The organism is Limnohabitans sp. Rim28 (genome assembly GCF_000293865.2).
GTDB lineage: Bacteria > Pseudomonadota > Gammaproteobacteria > Burkholderiales > Burkholderiaceae_C > Limnohabitans_A.
Map to the genome: position 1 here is coordinate 225,597 of NZ_ALKN02000003.1, position 21,118 is coordinate 246,714.

19 protein-coding genes are annotated in these 21,118 nt (G+C 62.1%); 3 read left to right on the forward strand and 16 right to left on the reverse strand.

The window, feature by feature from the left end:
• Window position 1 precedes the first annotated feature (1 nt).
• Complete coding sequence (locus B472_RS05530) at window positions 2-511, reverse strand: ureidoglycolate lyase (RefSeq protein WP_026039357.1); 510 nt, start codon at window positions 509-511, stop codon at window positions 2-4.
• Between the two features lie 28 nt (window positions 512-539).
• Between B472_RS05530 and B472_RS05535 the strand changes: the two genes are divergently transcribed.
• Together B472_RS05535 and B472_RS05540 are read left to right on the forward strand one after the other, a co-directional pair.
• Window positions 540-1,361 carry a GntR family transcriptional regulator gene (locus B472_RS05535; protein ID WP_019425976.1) on the forward strand — a complete coding sequence of 274 codons (822 nt, stop codon included), beginning with the start codon at window positions 540-542 and terminating at the stop codon, window positions 1,359-1,361.
• Window positions 1,358-2,623 (forward strand): Zn-dependent hydrolase, encoded by a 1,266-nt coding sequence (locus tag B472_RS05540; RefSeq protein WP_019425977.1) that lies wholly within the window; start codon window positions 1,358-1,360, stop codon window positions 2,621-2,623. Before B472_RS05535 ends, B472_RS05540 begins: the two co-directional genes overlap by 4 nt.
• A gap of 50 nt (window positions 2,624-2,673) precedes the next feature.
• Here the strand turns inward: B472_RS05540 and B472_RS05545 are convergent, their stop codons facing one another.
• Genes B472_RS05545 through bchF form a run of 15 tightly spaced genes read right to left on the reverse strand, consistent with a single transcriptional unit; the run spans window position 2,674 to window position 20,054 of the window.
• Window positions 2,674-3,117 (reverse strand): BLUF domain-containing protein, encoded by a 444-nt coding sequence (locus B472_RS05545; RefSeq protein ID WP_019425978.1) that lies wholly within the window; start codon window positions 3,115-3,117, stop codon window positions 2,674-2,676.
• Window positions 3,118-3,157: 40 nt separating this feature from the next.
• Window positions 3,158-4,291: a phytoene/squalene synthase family protein gene (locus tag B472_RS05550; RefSeq protein WP_116798589.1), complete on the reverse strand. Its 1,134-nt coding sequence runs from the start codon at window positions 4,289-4,291 to the stop codon at window positions 3,158-3,160.
• On the reverse strand, window positions 4,278-5,849 hold the full coding sequence (locus B472_RS05555; RefSeq protein WP_019425980.1) for a phytoene desaturase: 1,572 nt from the start codon (window positions 5,847-5,849) through the stop codon (window positions 4,278-4,280). The genes B472_RS05550 and B472_RS05555 overlap by 14 nt, the downstream gene beginning before the upstream one ends.
• A gap of 7 nt (window positions 5,850-5,856) precedes the next feature.
• Complete coding sequence (gene puhE / locus B472_RS05560; RefSeq protein ID WP_019425981.1) at window positions 5,857-6,642, reverse strand: putative photosynthetic complex assembly protein PuhE; 786 nt, start codon at window positions 6,640-6,642, stop codon at window positions 5,857-5,859.
• Entirely contained in the window at window positions 6,636-7,718 is a 1,083-nt protein-coding gene (gene acsF / locus B472_RS05565) for a magnesium-protoporphyrin IX monomethyl ester (oxidative) cyclase (RefSeq protein ID WP_019425982.1), read from the reverse strand. Before acsF ends, puhE begins: the two co-directional genes overlap by 7 nt.
• Window positions 7,719-7,747: 29 nt before the next feature.
• Entirely contained in the window at window positions 7,748-8,209 is a 462-nt protein-coding gene (puhC, locus tag B472_RS05570; RefSeq protein WP_019425983.1) for a photosynthetic complex assembly protein PuhC, read from the reverse strand.
• A complete protein-coding gene (puhB, locus tag B472_RS05575) occupies window positions 8,206-8,862 on the reverse strand; it encodes a photosynthetic complex putative assembly protein PuhB (RefSeq protein ID WP_019425984.1) in 657 nt (218 codons plus the stop codon). The genes puhC and puhB overlap by 4 nt, the downstream gene beginning before the upstream one ends.
• A complete protein-coding gene (puhA, locus tag B472_RS05580; RefSeq protein ID WP_019425985.1) occupies window positions 8,859-9,620 on the reverse strand; it encodes a photosynthetic reaction center subunit H in 762 nt (253 codons plus the stop codon). Before puhA ends, puhB begins: the two co-directional genes overlap by 4 nt.
• A 28-nt stretch (window positions 9,621-9,648) precedes the next feature.
• Window positions 9,649-11,115, reverse strand: coding sequence for a BCD family MFS transporter (locus tag B472_RS05585; protein WP_019425986.1), 1,467 nt, complete (start codon window positions 11,113-11,115; stop codon window positions 9,649-9,651).
• A complete protein-coding gene (gene bchM, locus B472_RS05590) occupies window positions 11,112-11,822 on the reverse strand; it encodes a magnesium protoporphyrin IX methyltransferase (RefSeq protein ID WP_019425987.1) in 711 nt (236 codons plus the stop codon). The genes B472_RS05585 and bchM overlap by 4 nt, the downstream gene beginning before the upstream one ends.
• Window positions 11,823-11,854: 32 nt before the next feature.
• Window positions 11,855-12,766: a ferredoxin:protochlorophyllide reductase (ATP-dependent) iron-sulfur ATP-binding protein gene (bchL, locus tag B472_RS05595; protein ID WP_019425988.1), complete on the reverse strand. Its 912-nt coding sequence runs from the start codon at window positions 12,764-12,766 to the stop codon at window positions 11,855-11,857.
• Complete coding sequence (locus B472_RS05600) at window positions 12,763-16,590, reverse strand: magnesium chelatase subunit H (protein ID WP_026039360.1); 3,828 nt, start codon at window positions 16,588-16,590, stop codon at window positions 12,763-12,765. The genes bchL and B472_RS05600 overlap by 4 nt, the downstream gene beginning before the upstream one ends.
• Complete coding sequence (gene bchB / locus B472_RS05605) at window positions 16,565-18,235, reverse strand: ferredoxin:protochlorophyllide reductase (ATP-dependent) subunit B (RefSeq protein ID WP_019425990.1); 1,671 nt, start codon at window positions 18,233-18,235, stop codon at window positions 16,565-16,567. Before bchB ends, B472_RS05600 begins: the two co-directional genes overlap by 26 nt.
• A gap of 17 nt (window positions 18,236-18,252) precedes the next feature.
• Window positions 18,253-19,548: a ferredoxin:protochlorophyllide reductase (ATP-dependent) subunit N gene (locus B472_RS05610; protein WP_019425991.1), complete on the reverse strand. Its 1,296-nt coding sequence runs from the start codon at window positions 19,546-19,548 to the stop codon at window positions 18,253-18,255.
• Complete coding sequence (bchF, locus tag B472_RS05615; RefSeq protein WP_019425992.1) at window positions 19,545-20,054, reverse strand: 2-vinyl bacteriochlorophyllide hydratase; 510 nt, start codon at window positions 20,052-20,054, stop codon at window positions 19,545-19,547. Before bchF ends, B472_RS05610 begins: the two co-directional genes overlap by 4 nt.
• Before the next feature lie 244 nt (window positions 20,055-20,298).
• Here bchF and B472_RS05620 point away from each other — a divergent pair, with 244 nt between their 5' ends.
• Window positions 20,299-21,102, forward strand: a complete 804-nt coding sequence (locus B472_RS05620; protein WP_019425993.1) for a B12-binding domain-containing protein — start codon at window positions 20,299-20,301, stop codon at window positions 21,100-21,102.
• The last annotated feature ends 16 nt before the right edge of the window (window positions 21,103-21,118 follow it).

A 21,118-nucleotide genomic window follows, 5' to 3' on the forward strand; every position in this document is an offset into this window, starting at 1 on the left:
TTCAAAGGGGACTCAGGCGCACGCTCACAGGCAGCGAATGAATCTCGCAATCTTCGGCCGAACCTTGGCGCTCCAGCACCAAGAAGGCCCCGTTGTCCAAGGCCATCAGGGGGTGATGCCAAGTGCCCGTGTGCAGCGTGAAACCTTGCTGACCCGTGACCTCAAAGCATTTGAGCGTGCGCAGGTCGGGCTGGTCATGGCCCAAGGCCACCAGCAAACGACAGCGCGCACCTGTCAAAGGCACAAAGGTCTGGCTGCCGAGTTGGTGCCGCTCCAGCATGTGGCAAGGGCCCTCTGGGTTTTGCGCCAGCGCGTGGAACACCGCCAACACCGCTTGGCCCTGATCACCCGTCAAGTCCAGCCCGCCGGGCAAATTGAGTCGCCCGCTGGTGCCTTGGTTGATGGTCTGGTGTGCCGGTGCAAACAAATTCAACACCTCGCCATAGGGCGAAAAAGCAGGTGGGGTCAGGGGCTGACAAGACAGGATGCCAAGAGTTTGTTCAGTGTTCATGAAATGACTCGGTTGCCAAGGGGCCATCATGACAGATGAACGTCAAATGGGCGTGCCGCTGTCACGAAAAACCAAGCCGGATCAGAGCTCGACAGGCTTGGAGGCGGCTCCTGTGCTGTCAAGTGTTCCCCGGGCGCGTGCAGGGGTCCCAAGCACAGGTGCTGATCGGGTGTACGAGGCGATTTATCAGGCCGTTTTGGAGCGCCGACTGTCTCCGGGGGAGCGCTTGCGTGAGCAAGAACTGGCCGAGCAGTTCAACGTCTCTCGCACCTTGGTGCGCCAGGCGCTGCAACGCCTGGCGCAAGAGCAAGTCATTGAGCTGCTGCACAACCGCGGTGCACGCGTGCCCATCCCCAGCCTGGAAGATGCGGGCAGTGTTTTTGATGCCCGCCGGGTGGTGGAGTGCGAAGTGGCCAGGCAGCTGGCCGGACGAATGAGCGCGGAGCAATTGCAGACCTTGCAGCATTTGGCCACCATGGAAACCGAGGCCGATCGCCAAGGCGAGCATGCGCTGGCCATTCGTCTTTCGGGTGAATTCCACCAAGCCATGGCGCAGATGCACGGCAACCCGGTCTTGACCCGTTGGCTCAATGGTTTGCTGCCCACCACCTCTTTGCTCATGTCCCGCTTCAAACGCCAAGGGGGGCAAGTGTGTGTGGCCCACCGCCATGTCGATCTGATCGCAGCCCTGCAAAAAAATCCTGCAGCGGCTGGCGCTGAAATGCGCAAACACCTCAACGAACTGGAGCAGTCCCTGACGGATCCAACGGCCCCTCGAAGGCAATTGCGCGATGTCTTTCAAGCCTACCGGGACAGCCCCGAATCAACACCTCTGAAGATCGAAACATGAATTTCAAGCCCGAACATTTGTCTTCCTTGCGCATCGACGCCAAGCGGTTGTGGCAATCGCTGATGACGCTGGCCCAAATCGGTGGCACCGAAAAAGGCGGTGTCTGTCGCCTGGCCTTGACCGACCTGGATCGTCAAGGCCGTGACCTGGTCACGACCTGGGCACGCGAAGCGGGCATGACGGTCACGGTCGATCAAATCGGCAACGTCTTCATGCGCAGGGCCGGGCGACAGCCCGACTTGCCGCCCATCATGACCGGCAGCCACATCGACACCCAGCCCACAGGTGGCAAATTCGACGGCAACTACGGCGTGCTGGCTGGACTGGAGGTCGTGCGCTGCCTGAATGACCACGGCATCGAAACCGAGGCGCCCATCGAGGTGGCCTTCTGGACGAATGAAGAAGGCTCGCGTTTTGTGCCGGTGATGATGGGCTCGGGTGTTTTTGCGGGTGCGTTTTCTCTGGAGCATGCCTACAAAGCGCAAGACCAAGAGGGCAAAACCGTGCTCGAGGAGTTGCAGCGAATTGGCTATGTCGGCACCGAGGTGCCGGGTCAGCACCCCATTGGGGCGTACTTCGAGACCCACATCGAACAAGGCCCGGTACTCGAAGACGCCGACGTGACCATTGGCGTGGTCAGTGGTTCTTTGGGCATCCGATGGTTTGACTGCATCGTCACAGGCATGGAGGCCCATGCGGGCCCCACCCCCATGGCCCTGCGCCAGGACGCCCTGCAAGTGGCCACGCACTTGATGCAAGCCGTGGTGAGCACGGCCCACAAATACGCCCCGCACGCCAGAGGCACCGTGGGCATGGTGCATGTGCACCCCAACAGCCGTAATGTGATTCCGGGGCGGGTCAAGTTCAGCATCGACCTGCGCAACAACACCGACGCCGGAGTGGAGGTCATGGCCGATGAAATCAAAGCACTGGCTCAAAGTTTGCAGAACAGCACAGGCCTGCGCATCGAGCTGACCCTGGTGTCGAGTTTTCCGGCGCAACCCTTCCACCCGGCGTGTGTGGAGGCGGTGTCTGCCGCTGCGGCGCAGCTGGGTTACAGCCAAATGCCGGTGGTCTCAGGTGCCGGGCACGATGCCATCTACACTGCCCGTCTGGCCCCCAGCGGCATGATTTTCATCCCCTGCAAAGACGGCATCAGCCACAACGAAATCGAAGACGCCAAGCCCGAGCACATCGAAGCGGGCTGCAATGTGTTGCTGCACGCCATGCTGGGACACGCCAAGGTGTCGCCTGCGCGCTGAAGTCGGCCTGTGCGCTGAGCCACTGACCTGATTGGACTTTCGCTTGACGTTCAAGCCTCTGGCAAGCGAATGGGCTGACCGCCCTCCAACAAGTCGATGACTTGTTTCATGACCTGAGCACCGGTGGCCGAGTAAGGGTCAAAGTCGGGGTGTTGCAGCCTGACCATCGGGTCGTCCACCGACAGGTGGATCAGGGCCATGGACCATTGGCCAAAGCGCCGTTCGTTGATTTCTTCATACAGCAGCAGATCCACATCTTGGTGCCTCGCATCGGCGCAGATCCGTCGGTACACGGCGTTCACTTGGCTGCGCTCACCTTCGATCACCTGGAAGAAAAAACCTTGACCTTGGCACAACACACCGGTGATGCCTTTGGCCTGGTTGTGCGCTTGGGCTTGCGACAGGATGCTGGTGGTCATGGTGGTGGTTTGCGGGCCGACTGCGCGGCTCACGTAGAGCAAGCGCACGTTGATGCTGTGGCTCGGGACCCTCATGGGACGCTCCGTGTCGTGGGGCCTGTCATGGACGTGACATTCATGCTTTGCGGCCCAGGCGTTCTGCTTCGCGGCGCTCCAGCAGGTCGAGCATCCAGGCGACACGTTGGGGCATGGCGCGATTCGGGAAATACGCCTTGTTGCCCGTTTGCTGAACGGCATCGCGACAGCCTTGTACCAAGCCCACGATCGCTTCCAGTGGTTCAGGCGTGTGCGCGCTCACGCGGATCCAATGCACCTGCGTCCACGCACTCGCCAGCAGCATGAGTTTGCGTGTGGTGCTGACCACCGTGCGCTTGTTGACCGAATCCAAACCATCGCGGCGCAGTTGGTGGCCAATTTCGGCGTAAATCATGCTGGCCGCGCAAATGGCAGCGCGGCAATCGGGCGGCAAGGCCGCGATGCCGGAGTGGGCTTGCTTGTACAGGCGGTCGGCCTCTTCCAAAAGGCGTGCCACCACACCGGCAATGGCGGGCGTGAACAAGGGCGCGGCCATCCACTCTTCGGGGTTCACGCCGGCTTCGACCAGCCAGCGGCGCGGCAGGTACAGGCGGCCAATGCTGGCGTCGTGACCGACGTCGCGGGCGATGTTGGTCAGTTGCATGGCGACACCCAGCTCACAGGCGCGTGCCAAGGTGTCCATGCTTTGTGGTCCCATGATCCAGCTCATCATGGCGCCCACACTGCCCGCCACCCTTGCGCCATACGCGTGCAGGTCTTCGATGCTGTCGTAGGTGCGGCCTGCAGCATCCCAGGCAAAACCTTCGATCAGGGCATCGAGCAAATGGCGAGGCAGCTTGTACTGCTGCACCAAGAGACTCAAGGCATGGTCTTCGACATGGTCGTGCGGTGTGCTCGCGTAAATGGCGTCCAAGCGCTCTTGCAGCACCACCAAGGGCTGATCGCCGGGTGCGGCCTCGTCCACCAGGTCATCCGCCACACGGCAAAAGGCATAGAGGGCGATGGCGGCAGTGCGCACGCGCAGCGGCAGCAAACGGCTGGCTGCAAAAAACGTTTTCGAGCCACCCTGCATCATGGCCACGCAAGCTTGCAGGTCATGCGAGTCGAAGTCGAGTTCTTGCAGCACCACGTGTGCCGTGGGCTGGTTGGCTGCAGGCTTGGCCACAGCGCTCAAGTGGCTGGGCAGGTTGGTCACGCGTTCAGGCATGGACATGGGGAACCACCGTTTCCAAGGCTTTGGCAGACATCAACACGCCCGGCACGCCCGCGCCGGGGTGGGTGCTGGCCCCCACCACAAACAGGCCCGGCACGTCTTCGCTGCGGTTGTGCGGACGGAACCAAGCGCTTTGCAGCAGCAGCGGCTCCAGGCCAAATCCTGCGCCCTTGTAAGACCACAAGTTGTCACGAAAATCCTGCGGCGTGCTGACCTTGCTGGTCACGATGTGTTCGCGCAAACCCGGCAGCACGCTGGCCTCTAAGCTTTCGGCAATGGCGGCACGGTAGGTCTCGGCAAAGGCAGGCCAGTCGGTGCCACTGTCCAGGTGCGGAACGGGCGAGAGCACATAAAAAGTGTCGCAGCCCTCCGGCGCCAGCGAGGGGTCGGTGGCCGTGGGGCGGTGCAAATACAGGCTGAAGTCTTTGGCGAGTTTGTGCTTTTGGAAAATGTCTTGCAGCAGGCCCTTGTAGCGCGGGCCCAGCACCATCATGTGGTGCGGCACGTCTGGGTATTGCTTGGAGGTGCCGAAGTACCAGACAAACAGGCCCATGGAGTATTTGCCGTTGGCAATCTTGCGGTCTGTCCAGACGCGGCGGTGCTCGGGGGCCACCAGGTTTTTGTAGGTCCAGGCGGTGTCGCCATTGCTCACCACGATGTCTGCGGGCACGAATTCGCCATTTTGCAGTTCCACACCACAGGCGCGGCGATGCGCAATGCGGATTTGCGTCACAGGTGCGTTGCAGCGCAGCGGCACGCCGCGCTCTGCCAGCAGACCCACCAGGCCTTTCACAATGGCCCCAGTCCCGCCCATGGCCGAGTGCACGCCCCAGGAGCGCTCCAGCGAATTGATCAGGGCGTAGGCGCAGGTCACGGCAAAGGGGTTGCCGCCGATCAACAGTGGATGAAAGCTCATCACGATGCGCAGCTTGTCGTTGCGCATGTGCTTGGCCACCAGGCTGTAGAGGCTGCGCCAGGCGCCCATGCGCAAGAAGTCGGGGATGGCGGCCACAAGATCGCTGACCTTGTCAAAGGCCATGTCGCCCATGCCTTCAAAACCCAAGGTTTTGCAGCGCTCGGCTTCTTCCAAAAAGCGCTCGTAACCGGGCAGGTCATCGGGCTCAAAGCGCGCCACTTCGGCGCGCATGTGCTCGGGGTCGCCGTTGTAGTCAAACCAAGAGCCATCGGCAAAACGCACGCGGTAAAACGGGTCCATGGCCACCAGCTTCACGTCGTCTGCAAAACGCTTGCCACACAGCGCCCAAAGCTCTTCGAGCAAAAAGGGTGCGGTGATGATGGTGGGGCCGGCATCGAAGGTGAAGCCGTCTTGATGGTGTACATAGGCACGGCCACCGGGGGCGTCGAGTTTTTCAAAGACTTTGACCTCGTAGCCCTTGACGCTCAAGCGGATCGCTGCAGCCAGACCCCCAAAGCCGCTGCCAATCACCACGGCCACTGGGCGTTGATGGGCTGGCGCCTGGGCCGTTGGGTCGGAGCGCTTGGGTGTGACCGGGATGCCGAAACCCTCGGTGCGGTAGGTCTGTGTGTTGCTGTTCATGGGGCCTTCAAGGGGGTGTGGTCAAAGCCGGTTTGGTGGTCTGGCCCATGGCCCAACCCCACAGCCGCTCCAGTGGCCAAGGAAAAATCATGATGACGTGTTCAACAATCGCCAGACCCAGCAAAGTGGCCAGCATGACCCAGCCGGTGGTGATGGCCACAGCGCCTTGTTGCGCCAGCCACACCAACCAGAACCAGGTGCCCATGGCCACGCTCATGGACAGCACAAACCACAGCGACATGCCGGTGGTGGTGCGGAAATAACTGGCCAGGTAGGTGAGGTGCTCGGGCAGGTATTGCGCGCCGTTTTGCGGCACACCAAAAAACAAATTCAGTTTGGCCGACAGGCGCATGCACCACAGCAGCGCAAAGGTGCAAATGGCCACATGGCTGGTTTGTCCCTCTTGCATCCAACACAGAATGGCAAAGTTGGCCAGCAAGGCCAGCTCGTGGTAGAGCATGACCTGCACCGATTGCACAAAGCGCGCCCACCCTGTGACGCCTGAGTCCAGCGGGGTTTTGCGCGGCCCGGTGATCCAGCCGGTCAAAAAAGCCAACTCGTGCCAGCCCCACATGACAATCACGCTGCCAAAGGCAAGGTAAGCGTTGAACACGCTGACCTCTTGCATGCTGTGGGCCACGCCCCAAAAACTCAAAGCCAAAAGCACCGTCCAACCTGCCAGGCTGAAACGGAAGCTGCGCGCTGGCAGCCGGTCGAGCCACAAAATCACGCCCGTGCCGAGCCACCAGCACAGTGCCGTGAATACGCAGGCCCAAACGACTTCAGTCACCATGCCGGTTCCATGCGGACCTGGGGCGACAGGTCTTGTTCAATCACCGGCATGAAGTACAGACGGGCAAAGGTGGCCGCCGCTTTGACGGCGCACACGCCTTGCTGCAGCTTGCCCAAAACACCGCCACGCGCCTTGGCTTTTTCCATGGCTTGCGAAATCGCAAACAAGCGCTCCAGGCCTCGGCGGAAGTTGGGGTGGTCGGTGTCCAGCGCCAAGGGGAAGACCTGCTTGGTGATTTCGGTGGTGATGCGGAACACCTGGTAGTCGTACTCGCTCGAATCGAGCCCCATGGCCTCGTGCAGCATGGGGCGGGTGTGGTCACGCACGTACATGGTGGCGTACACGGCCAGCAAGAAAAAGCGAATCCACAACTTGTTGCCGCCGCTGAGCAGCTTGGGGTTGGCGCGCATGATCAAGGCAAACGATTCGCCATGGCGGAACTCGTCGTTGCACCACAGCTCAAACCAGCGAAAAATGGGATGGAAACGTTTTTCCGGGTGTTTTTCGAGCTGGCGGAAGATGGTGATGTAGCGCGCGTAGCCAATTTTTTCGGACAGGTAGGTCGCGTAGTAAATGTATTTGGGCTTGAAGAAGGTGTACTTCTTGGTGCGCTTCAAGTTGCCCAGGTCGATGCCCAGATTGAAGTCGCGCAACGACAGGTTGATGAAGCCCGCGTGGCGCGATTCGTCACGCGCCAGATAGGTCATGAGCTGCTTGATGTCGGGGTTGCTGACGTTTTTGCGGATCTCGTTGTAAAGCACACAACCGGAAAACTCAGACGTGAGCGAGCTGACCAAAAAATCCATGAACTCCTGGCGCATCTCGGGCGAGAGACTGGCCATGCCCGCAGCCACTTCGCCGGCAAAGGCTTCGTCGCGCTGGAAGTGGTCGTGGTTGTTGTCGCCCTCGTACTCGGCCATCATCCGGTCCCATTCGGCACGCACCGGCTCGATGTTGATGCGGTCCATGGCCGCAAAGTCGGTGGTGTAAAAACGCGGGCTGATCATGTCGTCGTGCACGGCCTTTTTGTTGGCATCTTCAGCGGTTTCGATGGTGTGGACGGCATTGGCGGTCATGGGCTTCTCCGGTGCGGGATGTTTCAATGTCAGGGGGCTTTGTAGCCAGCCAGTCGCAGGCTGGCAAACACGGCGGCGTTGCTGGGGCCAAACGATTCAAGGTCAATGCGCTGGCCGGTACTGGGGTCTTGCAGGGTCATGCGGCCATCGGTGCGGCCGATCAACAAAAAGGGGGCTTCTTTGCCCAAGTTTTCACGCTGGCGTTCGCGCGCCAAGGCCCGAAGGGTGCTGCGCAAAAAACCTTGTTCACCCGAGAACTGGGCCACCTGCTGGCCCGTGCGGACGTCGAGCACGGCGATGTCGCCGCTGGGCATATCGCGAAACTGCAGGTCGCGTTGCCACTGCACGGCAGCGTCGGGCGTGCGCGGGTCCAGACCCGACCAGCGGGCCAGTCCCACGGCGATCAGCATCGACAGCAGCATCACGCCGATCCAGGCCATGGGTCGGTTCAGGCTGTGAACCTGCCAGCCGTGCTTGGGCATGGTGTTCATGCCAACATGCCTTGCTTGGGTGCGTGGGCGGGTTCGCTCGCAGGCGCATCACCCAAGTGCAAGCTTTGACCTGCCCGTTCGGCGCGCCACAGGGCCAGGAGTTGCTCGCCCACTTGGACGCTGTTGGGCACGCAGCGCAGTGTGGGCTGCGGTTGTGTGATGTGCCATGCGCGTTGGTGCGGCCACAGGTGGGCCCAACCAATGCGGTCTTCAGGATGCAAAGCCAGAGCGATGTCACCCGTGCCAGCGCCCTGGGCCTTCAAAGAAGCGCCCGCGATGCGTTTGAAGGGCAGGTTGAAGGTCAGCGTGAGCACGATGCCAATCCGCATGACCACGCGCTTGTTGGTCAGGGTGTAGAGCGTGCTGCGGGCAGAAAACCACGCAGTGCCCAAAAGCAAGCCCAAAGCCAAGGCATACAGACTGCCCGCCACCACCAAGGGTTTCCAATCCATCTGGCCCTCGGGCGCGGTCAGGTTGATGGCCTGCACCGCCAACATCAGCGCAAAGTACAGCGCGACTTTGCGAACATGAAAGGCGTGAATGGCCAAGCGCTGCCAGTCGGGTGCGCCCTGCCAGACCACGCGCTCACCCGGGGGCAAAGCGCTGGGCAAACCGGGTGCGGCTTCCCACTCGTGTTCGTGGGAGGCTTTCATATGATGGGTTCCTGGCGCTCTGGGGTGGCGTACAAAGTGCCCGCACCGTAGTAGGCGGTGATTTTTTCTTCCTCGAGCAAGGTGATCTGGTCGTTCGATTTGGTTTGCGGCACGTTGGCAAACTGGTGCGCCAAAATCGCTTGCACATGCGAGCCATCTTTTTTGATGCGCGCAAAGTTCATGGGCAGTAAGACGCGTTTGTCGGAGTTGACCAATTGCACTTCGGCGTAGCGAAACACCATTTCCATGCGGTCCACCCACAGGTCGACCACAGTGCCCGCAACAATTTTGTCTGCCCCCCAGACCGGCAGACCGCGCGGGTCCACGTCTCGCTTGGCCACCGAGTGGTCGGTGGCGATGCGCATGGGCACGATTTTCGGGTGGCCGTGTTCCATGTCGGGCACGTCGGCGCGCATGGCCCAGGCGCCAGGACCGACACCCGCCAACAAGGGGTCACCCACGGGCTCTAGGGGAGCGCCGTTCCAGCGGTGCGTGGGCTGGGCGCTGTATTCACCGTCGGGGCGGTTCAGGTCGGGCGACAGGTAGGTGTGACCGTCTTCGGTTTTGTAGCTCACCGGTTCTGGCACGGGCGGCCAGCCTTCGATCTTGGGGCCGTTTTCACGACCCGAATCCATGGGGTAGCCCTCGCGGTGGCTTTCGCGCACGAGGTAATAAATCAGCCCGGCAAAAAATGCCCAGAACATGTACAACACGATTTGGGCCACATCGATGTACTGTGTGATTGCGCCTGTTTCCATGGCTGTTCTCCTTCAAAAAATCAATGCATCAGCCCGGCAGTTGTGCCAAGCCAAAGGGTTGGGGGGGTGTGTGGGTGTTGGTTTTTGGGGCCTCTGCCCGCGCAGCCAAACGGCTGGCACGCAACATGGGGCCCAAGGCCACCAGCACGACAAACAACAAATACATTTCCACGTGGTAGACAAAGCTGTAGGCGGTGATGGGGGTGACCAGCACCTCACCCAAAGCGCCTGACATGGCCAGCACCGACACGCCGTCGCGTAAAGCCCCGCCCAGCGCCATCGCCGCGCCCGCGCTGGTGGCTTGCACTGCGCCCCAGGTGCCGATGACCAGGCCGCCGAGCTTGCCCAGCGGGCTGCCGTCTTGGGCCATGCCCATGGCGGTGACCAGCATGCCCACGGAAAACAAACCGCCGCTGAAACCGATCAGGCCCACGCCGATGCGGAACATCCAGGCCGCCTCAAGCGGACCCGAAAAAATCACCATCGCAAACGCGGGCAAACCCAACAGCACACCCAGGCTGGCCAGGCGGCAGGCGTGCATGCCACCCACCAGCCAGCGTGCTGACAACAAGAAAGCCAGCAAAGCGCCACCGGCACTCAAAGCCGTGAGGGCGCTCGTTGAGCCCACATCGAGTTTCAAAATCTCGGCGGCGTAAGGCTCCAGCACGATGTCTTGCATGTTGAAGGCGAAAGTGCCCAGAGCCAGCGTCCACAAAAAGCGACGCATTTGGGGCTCGGCCATGAGTTCGCGCCAGCTGTTCGCAAAGCCACCGGCTTCGCGGCGACCGCGCTTGGTGCCACGGGCTTCTTGTTTCCACAAGGCAGCCAGGTTCATCACCGCCACCATCACGGCGCAGCCTTGCACCAGCTGGATGAGTTTTTGCGGACTGAAGTCAGCGAGCAAGGTGCCAAACACCGCGCTGCTGACGATCATGCCCACCAAGAGCATGCTGTAGAGCAAGGCCACTACACGGGGGCGTTTGTCGTCGGTGGCCAAATCGTGTGCCAGGGCCATGCCCGCGGTTTGCGTGACCTGGATGCCGGTGCCCACCAGCACAAAGGCCAGGCATGCGCCCAGCTGGCCCACCCACAGGTTGGCTGCCTCGGGCTCGGACAAGAGCAACAAGGCAAAAGGCATGATGGACAGGCCGCCAAACAGCAGCAAGGTGCCGGTCCACATGTAAGGAATGCGGCGCAGACCCAGCGCCGAGGGGTGCGTGTCGCTGCGGTAGCCGATCAAGGTGCGCAAGGGCGCAAACACCATGGGAATGGCGACTGCCAGGGCCACCCACCAAGCGGGCACCTGCAACTCCACAATCATGACCCGGTTGAGCGTCCCCACCAAGAGCGCGGTCACCATGCCGATCACCACCTGGAACAGCGACAGGCGCAAGAGGCGCGCCATCGGCAGCTCGGGCGAGGCCGCGTCGGCAAACGGCATGAAGCGCGTGCCGTAGGCCGTGAACCAGCGGGGCATGGGAACGCGCAGTTTCATGAGCGGGTCCACTCCCAGGCTTGTGAGGTGTAAAAACCGCTGGCTACGCGCTGCATGCGCGCGCCTTGCCAGCCCTGCAGGTCGCTGTGGTTTTGCATGCGTTGCAGCAAATCGGCGTGCGCCACAGGCGAGAGCGAGGGCGAACGGTCGCTGCGCGGAAACAGGCGGCCCGCGCCGTGCATCAGGGCCAACAGGGGCGTGCGCGGCGCGAAGGTGAAGACCATGGAGCCGCGCGTGCGCTGCGCCAAACCGGCCAAAGCTTCGGCAATTTGGTCGCTGTCGTAGTGGATCAGCGAGTCCATGCAGACCACATGGTCGAAGTGGCCCAAGTCGGGGCTGAGCATGTCACCCGACAAAAATTCCACCGAGCCAGACAGGGTGGGGTGTTCGGCCGCCATGCGTTCGGCAGCGAGCTTGACCAAAGTGGGCGAGAGGTCGATGGCCACGACCTCGGCCCCGCGCAGCGCCGCTTGCAGGGCCAGGGCGCCGGTGCCGCAACCGGCATCCAGCACGCGCTTGCCGCGCAGGTCTTGCGGCAGCCACGACAGCAGCGTCTCGCGCATGGTGTCCCGCCCGGCGCGCACGGTGGCGCGGATGCGACCTACCGGCTCGTTCGAGGTCAGGCGCGCCCAGGCATCGGCCGCGGTGCGGTCAAAGTAGTGCTCAATCTGGCTGCGGCGTTGTTCGTAGGCGGTGGTGCTGTTCATGTCTTGCTTTCAATACGTTTTTTCCGTGCGGATCAGTCAAAACCCAACAGGTCAAAAATATCGCGGTCTTTCATCGGGATAGACGGCAGTGCATCGGCTCCCAGCCACAGCGCAGCGGCCAGGCGCAGGTACTCGTCTTGCACGGCTTTGACGGCGGGTGTCGGCTCCAGCTCGAACAGGGTGCACTTTTGCAAACGGCTCTTGCGGATTTCGTCGAGCATGGGGAAGTGCGCCATGGTTTTCAGGCCCGTGACCGCGTTGTATTTGTCGATCTGGTCGGTCGCGTCGCTGCGGTTGGCGATCACGCCGCCCAGGCGCACGTTGTAGTTTTTGGCCTTGGCACCAATGGCTTGGACGATGCGGTTCATCGCAAAGATCGAATCAAAGTCGTTGGCAGTCACGATCAGCGCACGGTCGGCGTGTTGCAGTGGCGCAGCAAAACCGCCGCACACCACGTCGCCCAGCACGTCAAAAATCACCACGTCGGTGTCTTCGAGCAGGTGGTGTTCTTTCAACAATTTGACGGTCTGGCCGACCACGTAGCCGCCGCAGCCCGTGCCTGCGGGCGGGCCACCGGCTTCGACGCACATCACGCCGTTGTAGCCCTTGAACACGAAGTCATCGAGGCGCAATTCTTCAGCATGGAAGTCCACCGTTTCAAGCGCGTCGATCACGGTGGGCATGAGCTTTTTGGTCAAGGTGAAGGTGGAGTCGTGCTTGGGGTCGCAGCCGATTTGCAGCACGCGCTTGCCCAGTTTGCTGAAAGCCACCGACAGGTTGGACGATGTGGTGCTTTTGCCGATGCCGCCCTTGCCGTAGACCGCAAACACCTTGGCGGTGCCGATCTTGACGGTGGGATCCATCTGGAACTGCACGCTGCCTTCGCCGTCTGCGCCGCGTACCCTCTGGATGCTGTTCACGGGGATGCTGGTGGTTTCGATCATGCTGGGAGTCCTTCCTGTATGCCTTCAAGGCGGTCTTCAAGTTCTTCGCCGGCACGCAGCAAAGCTGACATGGTCTCGGCGTCGGGTTGCCAGTACTGGCGGCGGGTGGCCTCCAGCAGGCGGTTGGCCACTTTGGCCGATGCGGTGGGGTTGAGTTGGGCCATGCGTTCGCGCATGGCAGGGTCCAACACAAAGGTCTGGGCCAGCTGCTGGTAGACCCAGGGCTGCACTTGGCCAGTGGTGGCCGACCAGCCCATGGTGTTGGTCAGGTGTGCTTCGATTTGGCGCACGCCTTCGTAGCCGTGTTGCAGCATGCTTTCGTGCCATTTGGGGTTGAGCATGCGGCTGCGGGTTTCCAGGGCCACTTGCTCGGTCAGGCTGCGCACCACACCGTCGCCTTGGGTCTGGTCACCAATGAACACCGGAGGCGCTTCGGCGGCGTTGCCGTCGCGCTGGTGTTTGGCCTGCAGCACGGCGCGGCTGATGCCGCCCAAGGTGTCGAAGTAAGTGTCGATGCTGGTCACGCCCAGTTCGACCGAGTCGAGGTTTTGGTAGGTGAGCGAGACACTGGCCAGCGCGCTTTGCAGCACAGCGGTGTTGCGCACCGGGCGGCCTTCACGGCCGTAGGCAAAGCCCTTGCGCTGGGTGAAGGCGTCGCCGAGTTCGTTTTCGTTGTCCCAGCAACTGCTGTCGATCAGTTGGTTCACATTGGCGCCATAAGCGCCTTCGGTGTTGCCAAACACGCGCAGCGAAGCGGTTTCCAGGGTGCTGCCTTCGTGCTCGGCCAAGTAGGCCAGCGCATGTTGGCGCACAAAGTTGTGTTCTACCGGTTCGTCGGCACTGGCGGCCAAAAACGCGGCTTCGGCCAGCAAGCGAATTTGCATGGGCAACAGGTCGCGGAAGATGCCCGACAAGGTGATGACCACGTCGATGCGGGGGCGGCCCAACTCCGCCAAAGGAATCAGCTGCGCGCCAGCCAAGCGGCCGTAGCTGTCAAAGCGGGGTGCTGCGCCCATCAAGGCCAAGGCCTGTGCCATGGGGCTGCCTTCGGTTTTGAGGTTGTCGGTGCCCCACAAGACCATGGCCACGGTCTCGGGCAGGGCCTGGTGGTCTTGCTGGTAACGGGCCAAGAGTTTGTCGGCTTGGCGCTGGCCATCGCGCACCGCAAAGGCGGACGGCATGCGGAAGGGGTCCAGGCCATGCAGGTTGCGCCCGGTGGGCAGCACATTGGCGTTGCGGATCAGGTCGCCACCCGGGGCCGGCTGCAAGTAGCGGCCGTCCAGGGCGCGCATCAGGCCTTGCATTTCGTGGTCTTCGCCCAGCAGTCGGTTGCTGCGCACCAGTTGGCGCAAAGTCTCGGCCTGGGCTTTGTCGCCAGCCATCAGGTCGGCGCTGAACTGGGCGTTCAGTTCCGCCTCGCTGGCGCCGTCGACCAAGGCGCCCATCAAGGTGGCATTTTGAGCGCCGGTCAATCCCATGGCATCGGCCATGACTTTGAGGGTGCCCAAACGTTGCTCCCGGGTGGGGGCCTGGCCCATGACGTGCAGGCCTTCGGGGATCAGGGCGTATTCGAGTTCGAGCAACTGGTTTTGCAGTTGCTCGATCCAGGCGGTGGGGTCGCTGTCCTGTGTGGTGGGCACGGCCAGGTCGATGCTCTGCGCTTGTTCGTGGATCAGCGCGGTCAGGCTGTCGCGGTCCTGGGCTTGGTCGGGCCCCATTTGCTGCCAGCGCTCGATGGATTGCTGCAGGCTCACCAGTTCTTTGTACAGGCCCGAATGTGTGAGCGAGGGCGTGAGGTAGCTCACCAGCGTGGCTGCGCCCCGGCGTTTGGCCAATGCGCCTTCGGACGGGTTGTTGGCGGCGTACAGGTAGATGTTGGGCAATGCGCCGATCAGGCGGTCCGGCCAGCACTGGGCCGACAGACCGGTTTGTTTGCCGGGCATGAATTCGAGTGCGCCATGCGTGCCAAAGTGCAGCACCGCGTCGGCGGCGTAATCCTCGCGCAGGTAGCGGTAGAAGGCGCTGAAGGCGTGGGTGGGCGCGCAGCCGGTTTCAAACAGCAGGCGCATCGGGTCGCCTTCGTAGCCAAAGCCCGGTTGCACCGTGACCACCACCTGGCCAAAGTCTGCGCCGAGCACAAAGATGGACTGGCCATTGGTCAGGTGCTTGCCGGGGGCGGGGCCCCATTGCGCTTCAATGTCATTCAACCAGCGTTCATGTTGAACATGGTGACCGGTGTCGATCGCATGCAGCACATTGGCCTGCGTGCCGTACTGGCTGGCGTTGCCGTGCAGCAGGCGGTTGCGCAGGTCGTCCACGCTGTCTGGCAATGTGACTTGGTAGCCCTCGAGCGACAAGCGCTGCAAGGTGTTGAAGAGGGACTGGAACACCGACAGGTAAGCGGCTGTGCCGACGCTGCCCGCGTTGGGCGGGAAGTTGAACAGCACGATGGCCAGCTTGCGCTCGGCACGCGGTTTATCGCGCAGGCGCACCAGGCGTTCCACGCGAGCCGTCAGCATCTCGGTGCGCTCGCTGCAGGTGAACATGTCCTGGCTGCGCGGGCCGCTGGGGAAGGTGCAGCGCTTGTCGCAGCCGTGGCAGGTTTGACCGGCAGGGCCGGGCCGGCCGCCGTACACCATGGGCAAGATCGAGCCGTCGAGTTCAGGGATGGCCACCATGATGGTGTTCTCCACCGGCAGCAGACCGCGCGTGGAGTCGCCCCATTGCTCGATCGATTGGAACTCCAGCGGGTGCGCAGCGATGTAAGGCACATCGAGCTCGCTCAGGGCCACTTCGGCGGCGCTGGCGTCGTTGTAAGCGGGGCCACCGACCAAGGAGAAACCGGTGAGCGACACCAAGGATTGGATTTTTGTGCCCGTGCCTGCTTTGAAAAACCGGTCCATGGCCGGGCGGGCATCCAGCCCGCTGGCAAAGGCGGGTATGACGCGCAGGCCACGCGCTTGCAGCGATGCGATGACCGCGTCGTAATGCGCGGTGTTACCGGCCAGCAAATAGGAGCGCAGCAGCAACAAGCCCACAGCGGGTTGGTCTTTGCGGCCGTGGCCGGGCAGGTCACTCAGCTGTTCGCTGATGCGGTTTTTCATCTGCGGGTGGTACAGGCCCACCTCGGGGTATTCGATCGGGTCTTCCGGCTGGGCCAAGGCGCGCAGCGGCTCGCGCGGGCCTTGGGCGTAGCGGTGCACCAGGGTTTTGACCAGGTGCTCGATGTTGTGCTCCGAGCCGGCCAGCCAGTAACGCATGGTCAAGAAGAACAGGCGCAGGTCTTGTGCGGTGCCGGGGATGAAGCGCAGCAGTTTGGGCAGGCGGCGCAGCATGGCCATTTGCTTGGCGCCGGCGCTCGATGGCGCGCCTGTGTCAGAGCCGGTGTCTTTGTTTTTGGCGCTGGGGCGCAGCTTTTTGAGCAAGGCCATCAGGCCACTTGATTCGCGGCCCATGACCAGCTTGCCCATGCGGGTGAGCTGCGTGACTTGCGGGGCCGACATGATGCAGACCATGGCATCGCAATGCTCGCGGCGCGCCTGCAGGGCGTCGAGCACCGGCAGGAAATGGTCTTCCATGAAGAGCATGGTGACGATGACCAGGTCGGCCTGCGCCACGGCGGCCAAGCACGCGGCCAGAGCCTTGTCACTGTCACGCCAGGCCGAGGCGCTGTGGGTTTGCAGGTGCAGGCCGGGCAGGTCACGCGCCAAGCGCTCGGCGGCGCTGTCGGCGGCGCTGGCCAAGTGGCTGTCCATGGTCAACAGCACCACGCTCATGCGCGGTGTTGAGGTGGACTGTTTACCGGCTGTAATGGGCTTTGGCATCGTAGAGCGTCTCCACGGTGATGGTCGCCACGCCCTGGTCTTGGGCAAATCGTTCGGTGTTGCGGCGCGCTTTGCCCCGCACAAAGAACGGGATCTTGCCCAGCTCCTTTTCGGCTTCGGGGCTCCAGGTGGCTTGGTTCGAAGCGGCTTGGGCGGGGGCGGCGACCTTTTGAACGCTGTCGGTGCTCAATGTTTCGGTGGGCGCGTGAGCTGCCACAGGCATTGGCGTCGTGGTTGCAACGGGTGCGCTAAGTGGTGCGCTAACAGGTGCAGCGACGATCGGAGCCACGTTCTCTGCCGCAGGCCGTGTGCTGCCCAAATGCGAGGGCGCAGCCCCGGCATGGAACTCGAAGTCTTCGCGGAACATGCCGATCAGGTGTTCTTCCAGGCCCATCATCAGTGGGTGCACCCAGGTGTCGAACAGCACGTTGGCGCCTTCAAAACCCATTTGCGGCGCATAGCGGGCGGGGAAGTCCTGCACATGCACCGGGGCCGAAATCACGGCGCAGGGAATGCCTTGGCGCTTGGCGATGTGGCGCTCCATTTGCGTGCCCAAAATCAGCTCGGGCTGCAGCGATTGGATCTGGGTTTCGACTTCCAGATAGTCGTCGGTGATCAGGGCTTCGACCCCGTAGCGCTTGCCGCAATCGCGCACTTCGCGGGCAAATTCGCGGCTGTAGCTGCCCAGGCCCACCACCTCAAAGCCCATCTCCTGGCTGGCGATGCGGGCGGCGGCCACCACGTGGGTGGCGTCGCCAAAAATGTAGACCCGCTTGCCGGTCAGGTAGGTCGAGTCGACCGACTTGGCGTACCAGTGGGCGTGTGCATTGCTCGGGTCTTGTGCGGGCTGGGGCAGGCCGGTCAGCGTGCAGACTTCGGCGATGAAGTCGCGCGTGGCGTGACTTCCCAGGGGCACGGTCTTGGTGTAAGGCTGGTCGAACTGGCGTTGCAACCACTGGGCTGCGGCCAGGCCAATTTCGGGGTAGAGCACCACGTTGAAGTCGGCTTCGGCCAGTTTTTGCACATCGGCGACGCTCGCGCTCAAAGGCGCGACCACGGCGACATCGACACCGAGTTGGTTCAGCAGCTGGGTGATTTCCTTGACGTCGTCGCGGTGGCGAAAACCCAGGGCGCTGGGGCCTAGGATGTTGCAGCTGGGGCGGGCCTTGGCGGGTTTGTTGGCTGTTTCAGATGGGTCGGCAGGCTTGTGCACCAGGTGACGGCACAGTTGGTAAAAGGTTTCGCTGGCGCCCCAGTTTTCCTTGCGCTGGTAAGACGGCAGCTCCAGCGCCACCACGGGGATGGTCAGCTGCAGCGCTTGGGCCAAGCCGCCCGGGTCGTCCTGGATGAGCTCAGCCGTGCACGATGAGCCCACCAACATGGCAGCTGGATTGAAGCGCGCCATGGCTTGGCGTGCAGCGTCTTTGAAGAGTTCTGCCGTATCGCCACCCAGATCGCGCGCCTGGAAGGTGGTGTAGGTGACGGGCGGGCGGCGCGGCAGGCGCTCGATCATGGTGAACAGCAGATCGGCATAGGTGTCGCCTTGAGGGGCGTGCAGCACGTAGTGCACGTCCGTCATGGCGGTGGCCACGCGCATCGCGCCCACATGGGGCGGTCCTTCGTAAGTCCAGAGCGTCAGTTGCATGGGGTGTTCCTGCGCTTTCAGGCCGCCAGCTTCAGGCGACGTTTGAGGGGGCGGCTGAACAGACCGGCCAAATCGGCCGCTTGTTCGTAGCCCTGAATGGGGGTGAAGACCAACTCGATGGCCCACTTGGTGGTGATGCCTTGCGCTTCCAGGGGGTTGGCCAGGCCCAGGCCGCAGACCACCAAATCGGGCGCGTCGGCGATGCAGCGGTCGAGCTGCAGGTCCACGTCTTGGCCTTCGCTGATGCGGGTGCCTGCGGGGATCAGCGCGAGTTCGGCGGCCATGTGTTGGCGGTGCAAATAGGGCGTGCCCACTTCCACCAAATCCATACCCAGTTCGCGGTGCACAAAGCGGGCCAGAGGGATTTCGAGCTGGGAGTCGGGGAAGAAAAAGATGCGCTGGCCTTGCAACATTTGGCGTTGCACGGCCAGGGCTTTTTCGGCGCGCTGGCGCGGGGCGGCGGTGGCTTGTTCAAACACCTCTGGGGCCACACCCAACTCGGTCGCGGCCGCTTGCAACCAGGCGGTGGTGCCTTCCACACCGAGTGGAAAGGGTGCGGGCAAATGCTGCGCACCACGCGACTGCAGGGCGCGGGCGGTGTCGGCCAAAAAGGGCTGGGCCAACAAATAACGGGTGCCCGGGCCAACCGCGGGCATGGCCTGGCTGTTGCGCGGCGGGAAAAAGCTGACTTGCAGACCCATGCGATCGAACAGGCTGCGCATCTGGTCTTCGACCACGTCGGCCAAGGTGCCGACCACCATCAGGGCGGGGGCTGTGTCGGCCGCGCTGGCGGGCAGGCCGGGGACCATGGCCGCCAGGCAAGCGTCTTCGCCTTGGGTGAAGGTGGTTTCGATGCCGCTGCCCGAGTAATTGAGCACGCGAACTTTGGGGTGGTGGATCTGGTTTTGGCGTTCGGCCGCGCGGGACAGATCGAGCTTGATGACTTCAGAAGGGCAGGAGCCCACCAAAAACAACAAACGGATATCGGGGCGGCGCGCCAACAACTGACCCACCACGCGGTCGAGTTCTTCGTGCACATCGGCCAAGCCTGCCAGATCGCGTTCGTCGATGATGGCGGTGCCAAAGCGGGGCTCGGCAAAAATCATCACGCCCGCAGCCGACTGGATCAGGTGGGCGCAGGTGCGTGAGCCCACCACCAAAAAGAAAGCGTCCTGAATCTTGCGGTGCAGCCAGATGATGCCGGTGAGGCCACAAAACACCTCGCGCTGGCCGCGTTCCACCAAAGGCACAACGTCGGTGCAACCAGCGGTTTGCGCGGAGGTTTCGGCGCGGATCGGGATGACAGTGCTCATGTGCTGGCCTGTGCGCCCGTGTCGGGCAAAGAAGTGGATGAGGGTTGTTTTTGCAGCCGCGCCATGCGCAGCTTGCGGATGTATTGCGCGGCGTTGATGGCGTAACTGCCATAAGCGGCCAAGGCCAGCCACAGCAAGTCGTTGGCGCTCCAAGCGCCTTGCCACCAAGCCCAGACATAGGCGGTGTGCAGCACCATGACCCCCATGCTGACCACGTCTTCCCAATAGAAAGCGGGGGCGAACAGGTATTGGCCGAACACCACTTTTTCCCAAATGGCGCCCGTGACCATGATGGCGTAGAGCACCACGGTTTTGAGCACCACCGAGGCCAGGGCCCAGTCGGTGTGCTCACCGGTGTGCAGGCTGTTGATCACCAAATAGAGGCTGACGCCAAAAATCAGGAACTGCACTGGGGCCAAGATGCCTTGCACCAAGGTCCAGGCGGTCGCGTCTCGCCGGGCGCGTTGCGCTGGCGTGTACAAAACCTGGGGACTGGAAGCGGGCATGGAGAACCTGATGGGGTGTTGGGGCTTGGAGTGAATGTAAGTCTGGACATACAGTGTGTCAACATAAATTGACAATATTTTAAGTGATCAGGGTTTACACTAGATACAATGCGCTGAAATCCAACCACACTCAAGCTTGTGTTGAATGGGGTCATTTGGATGGCTTCATTTGCTTTCTTGCGACGAGCACTCCGACGTCCCGGAGCCTGCCGCTGGTGTATCCCTCTGATGAACGGTGCTTGTCATGGCGAAGTTCAATTTCGAAAACTCCCCATCCCCGCCCTTGGTGCAAGGGGTGATGCCCTTGCCTGAAGCCTTGCGGCAAGGCACGCCTGTGGGCCCCCGCTTGGTCGGCGGCACCTCATTTGCCGGCAAGTCGGCCATTGACCTGGCCCAAATCCAGATCTTGGCCCAGGCCTGTTTGCAGGGCCTGGATGCGGCAAGGCAGGTGGTGTTTGGTTGGCAGCGCCAAGGCCAGTCGCTGGAAGACATCTATATACAAGGCATCACACCGTGTGCCCGCCTCTTGGGGGACTGGTGGTGTTCGGACCGGTTGGATTTCGCCATGACGACCATTGCGTCGGCCCATCTCCAGCAGCTGCTGCATGATTTCAGCGCAGAGTTTCTCCAAGAGTCGCTTCAGCAGCGCAATGGCCTGAGTTTGCTTTTGTTGACCGAGCCAGGGGCTCAGCACAGCATGGGTTTGTTCATGCTCAGTGAGTTCTTCAAGCGCTCGGGTTGGGTGGTGACGGTGGCCGTGCCCCAAGACGTGGTGGATTTCAAAAAATTGTTTGTGTCCGATTGGTTCGATGCGGTGGGCATTTCCATCAGCACAGATCGGCATTTGGGCACCCTGCAGACCTTGCTCCCACAACTGCGTGAGGCGTCAGACAACCTGAACTTGCAAGTCTTTGTGGGCGGGCCCATGGCTTTCACGGCGCCCGAGCTGCTCAAAGGGCTGCCGGCCCAACTGATCGCTGAAGATGCACCCGAGACCGTGGCCTGCGTCACGCGCGGCATGCTTTTGTCAAGCGCAAGGGCCACATAAAATGTCAATTCGGTCA

Bases quoted from the DNA above. Each gene is read 5' to 3' on its own strand.
- B472_RS05530 (WP_026039357.1), bottom strand. From the start codon at position 511: ATGAACACTGAACAAACTCTTGGCATCCTGTCTTGTCAGCCCCTGACC.
- B472_RS05535 (WP_019425976.1), top strand. From the start codon at position 540: ATGACAGATGAACGTCAAATGGGCGTGCCGCTGTCACGAAAAACCAAG.
- B472_RS05540 (WP_019425977.1), top strand. From the start codon at position 1,358: ATGAATTTCAAGCCCGAACATTTGTCTTCCTTGCGCATCGACGCCAAG.
- B472_RS05545 (WP_019425978.1), bottom strand. From the start codon at position 3,117: ATGAGGGTCCCGAGCCACAGCATCAACGTGCGCTTGCTCTACGTGAGC.
- B472_RS05550 (WP_116798589.1), bottom strand. From the start codon at position 4,291: ATGTCCATGCCTGAACGCGTGACCAACCTGCCCAGCCACTTGAGCGCT.
- B472_RS05555 (WP_019425980.1), bottom strand. From the start codon at position 5,849: ATGAACAGCAACACACAGACCTACCGCACCGAGGGTTTCGGCATCCCG.
- puhE (WP_019425981.1), bottom strand. From the start codon at position 6,642: ATGGTGACTGAAGTCGTTTGGGCCTGCGTATTCACGGCACTGTGCTGG.
- acsF (WP_019425982.1), bottom strand. From the start codon at position 7,718: ATGACCGCCAATGCCGTCCACACCATCGAAACCGCTGAAGATGCCAAC.
- puhC (WP_019425983.1), bottom strand. From the start codon at position 8,209: ATGAACACCATGCCCAAGCACGGCTGGCAGGTTCACAGCCTGAACCGA.
- puhB (WP_019425984.1), bottom strand. From the start codon at position 8,862: ATGAAAGCCTCCCACGAACACGAGTGGGAAGCCGCACCCGGTTTGCCC.
- puhA (WP_019425985.1), bottom strand. From the start codon at position 9,620: ATGGAAACAGGCGCAATCACACAGTACATCGATGTGGCCCAAATCGTG.
- B472_RS05585 (WP_019425986.1), bottom strand. From the start codon at position 11,115: ATGAAACTGCGCGTTCCCATGCCCCGCTGGTTCACGGCCTACGGCACG.
- bchM (WP_019425987.1), bottom strand. From the start codon at position 11,822: ATGAACAGCACCACCGCCTACGAACAACGCCGCAGCCAGATTGAGCAC.
- bchL (WP_019425988.1), bottom strand. From the start codon at position 12,766: ATGATCGAAACCACCAGCATCCCCGTGAACAGCATCCAGAGGGTACGC.
- B472_RS05600 (WP_026039360.1), bottom strand. From the start codon at position 16,590: ATGCCAAAGCCCATTACAGCCGGTAAACAGTCCACCTCAACACCGCGC.
- bchB (WP_019425990.1), bottom strand. From the start codon at position 18,235: ATGCAACTGACGCTCTGGACTTACGAAGGACCGCCCCATGTGGGCGCG.
- B472_RS05610 (WP_019425991.1), bottom strand. From the start codon at position 19,548: ATGAGCACTGTCATCCCGATCCGCGCCGAAACCTCCGCGCAAACCGCT.
- bchF (WP_019425992.1), bottom strand. From the start codon at position 20,054: ATGCCCGCTTCCAGTCCCCAGGTTTTGTACACGCCAGCGCAACGCGCC.
- B472_RS05620 (WP_019425993.1), top strand. From the start codon at position 20,299: ATGGCGAAGTTCAATTTCGAAAACTCCCCATCCCCGCCCTTGGTGCAA.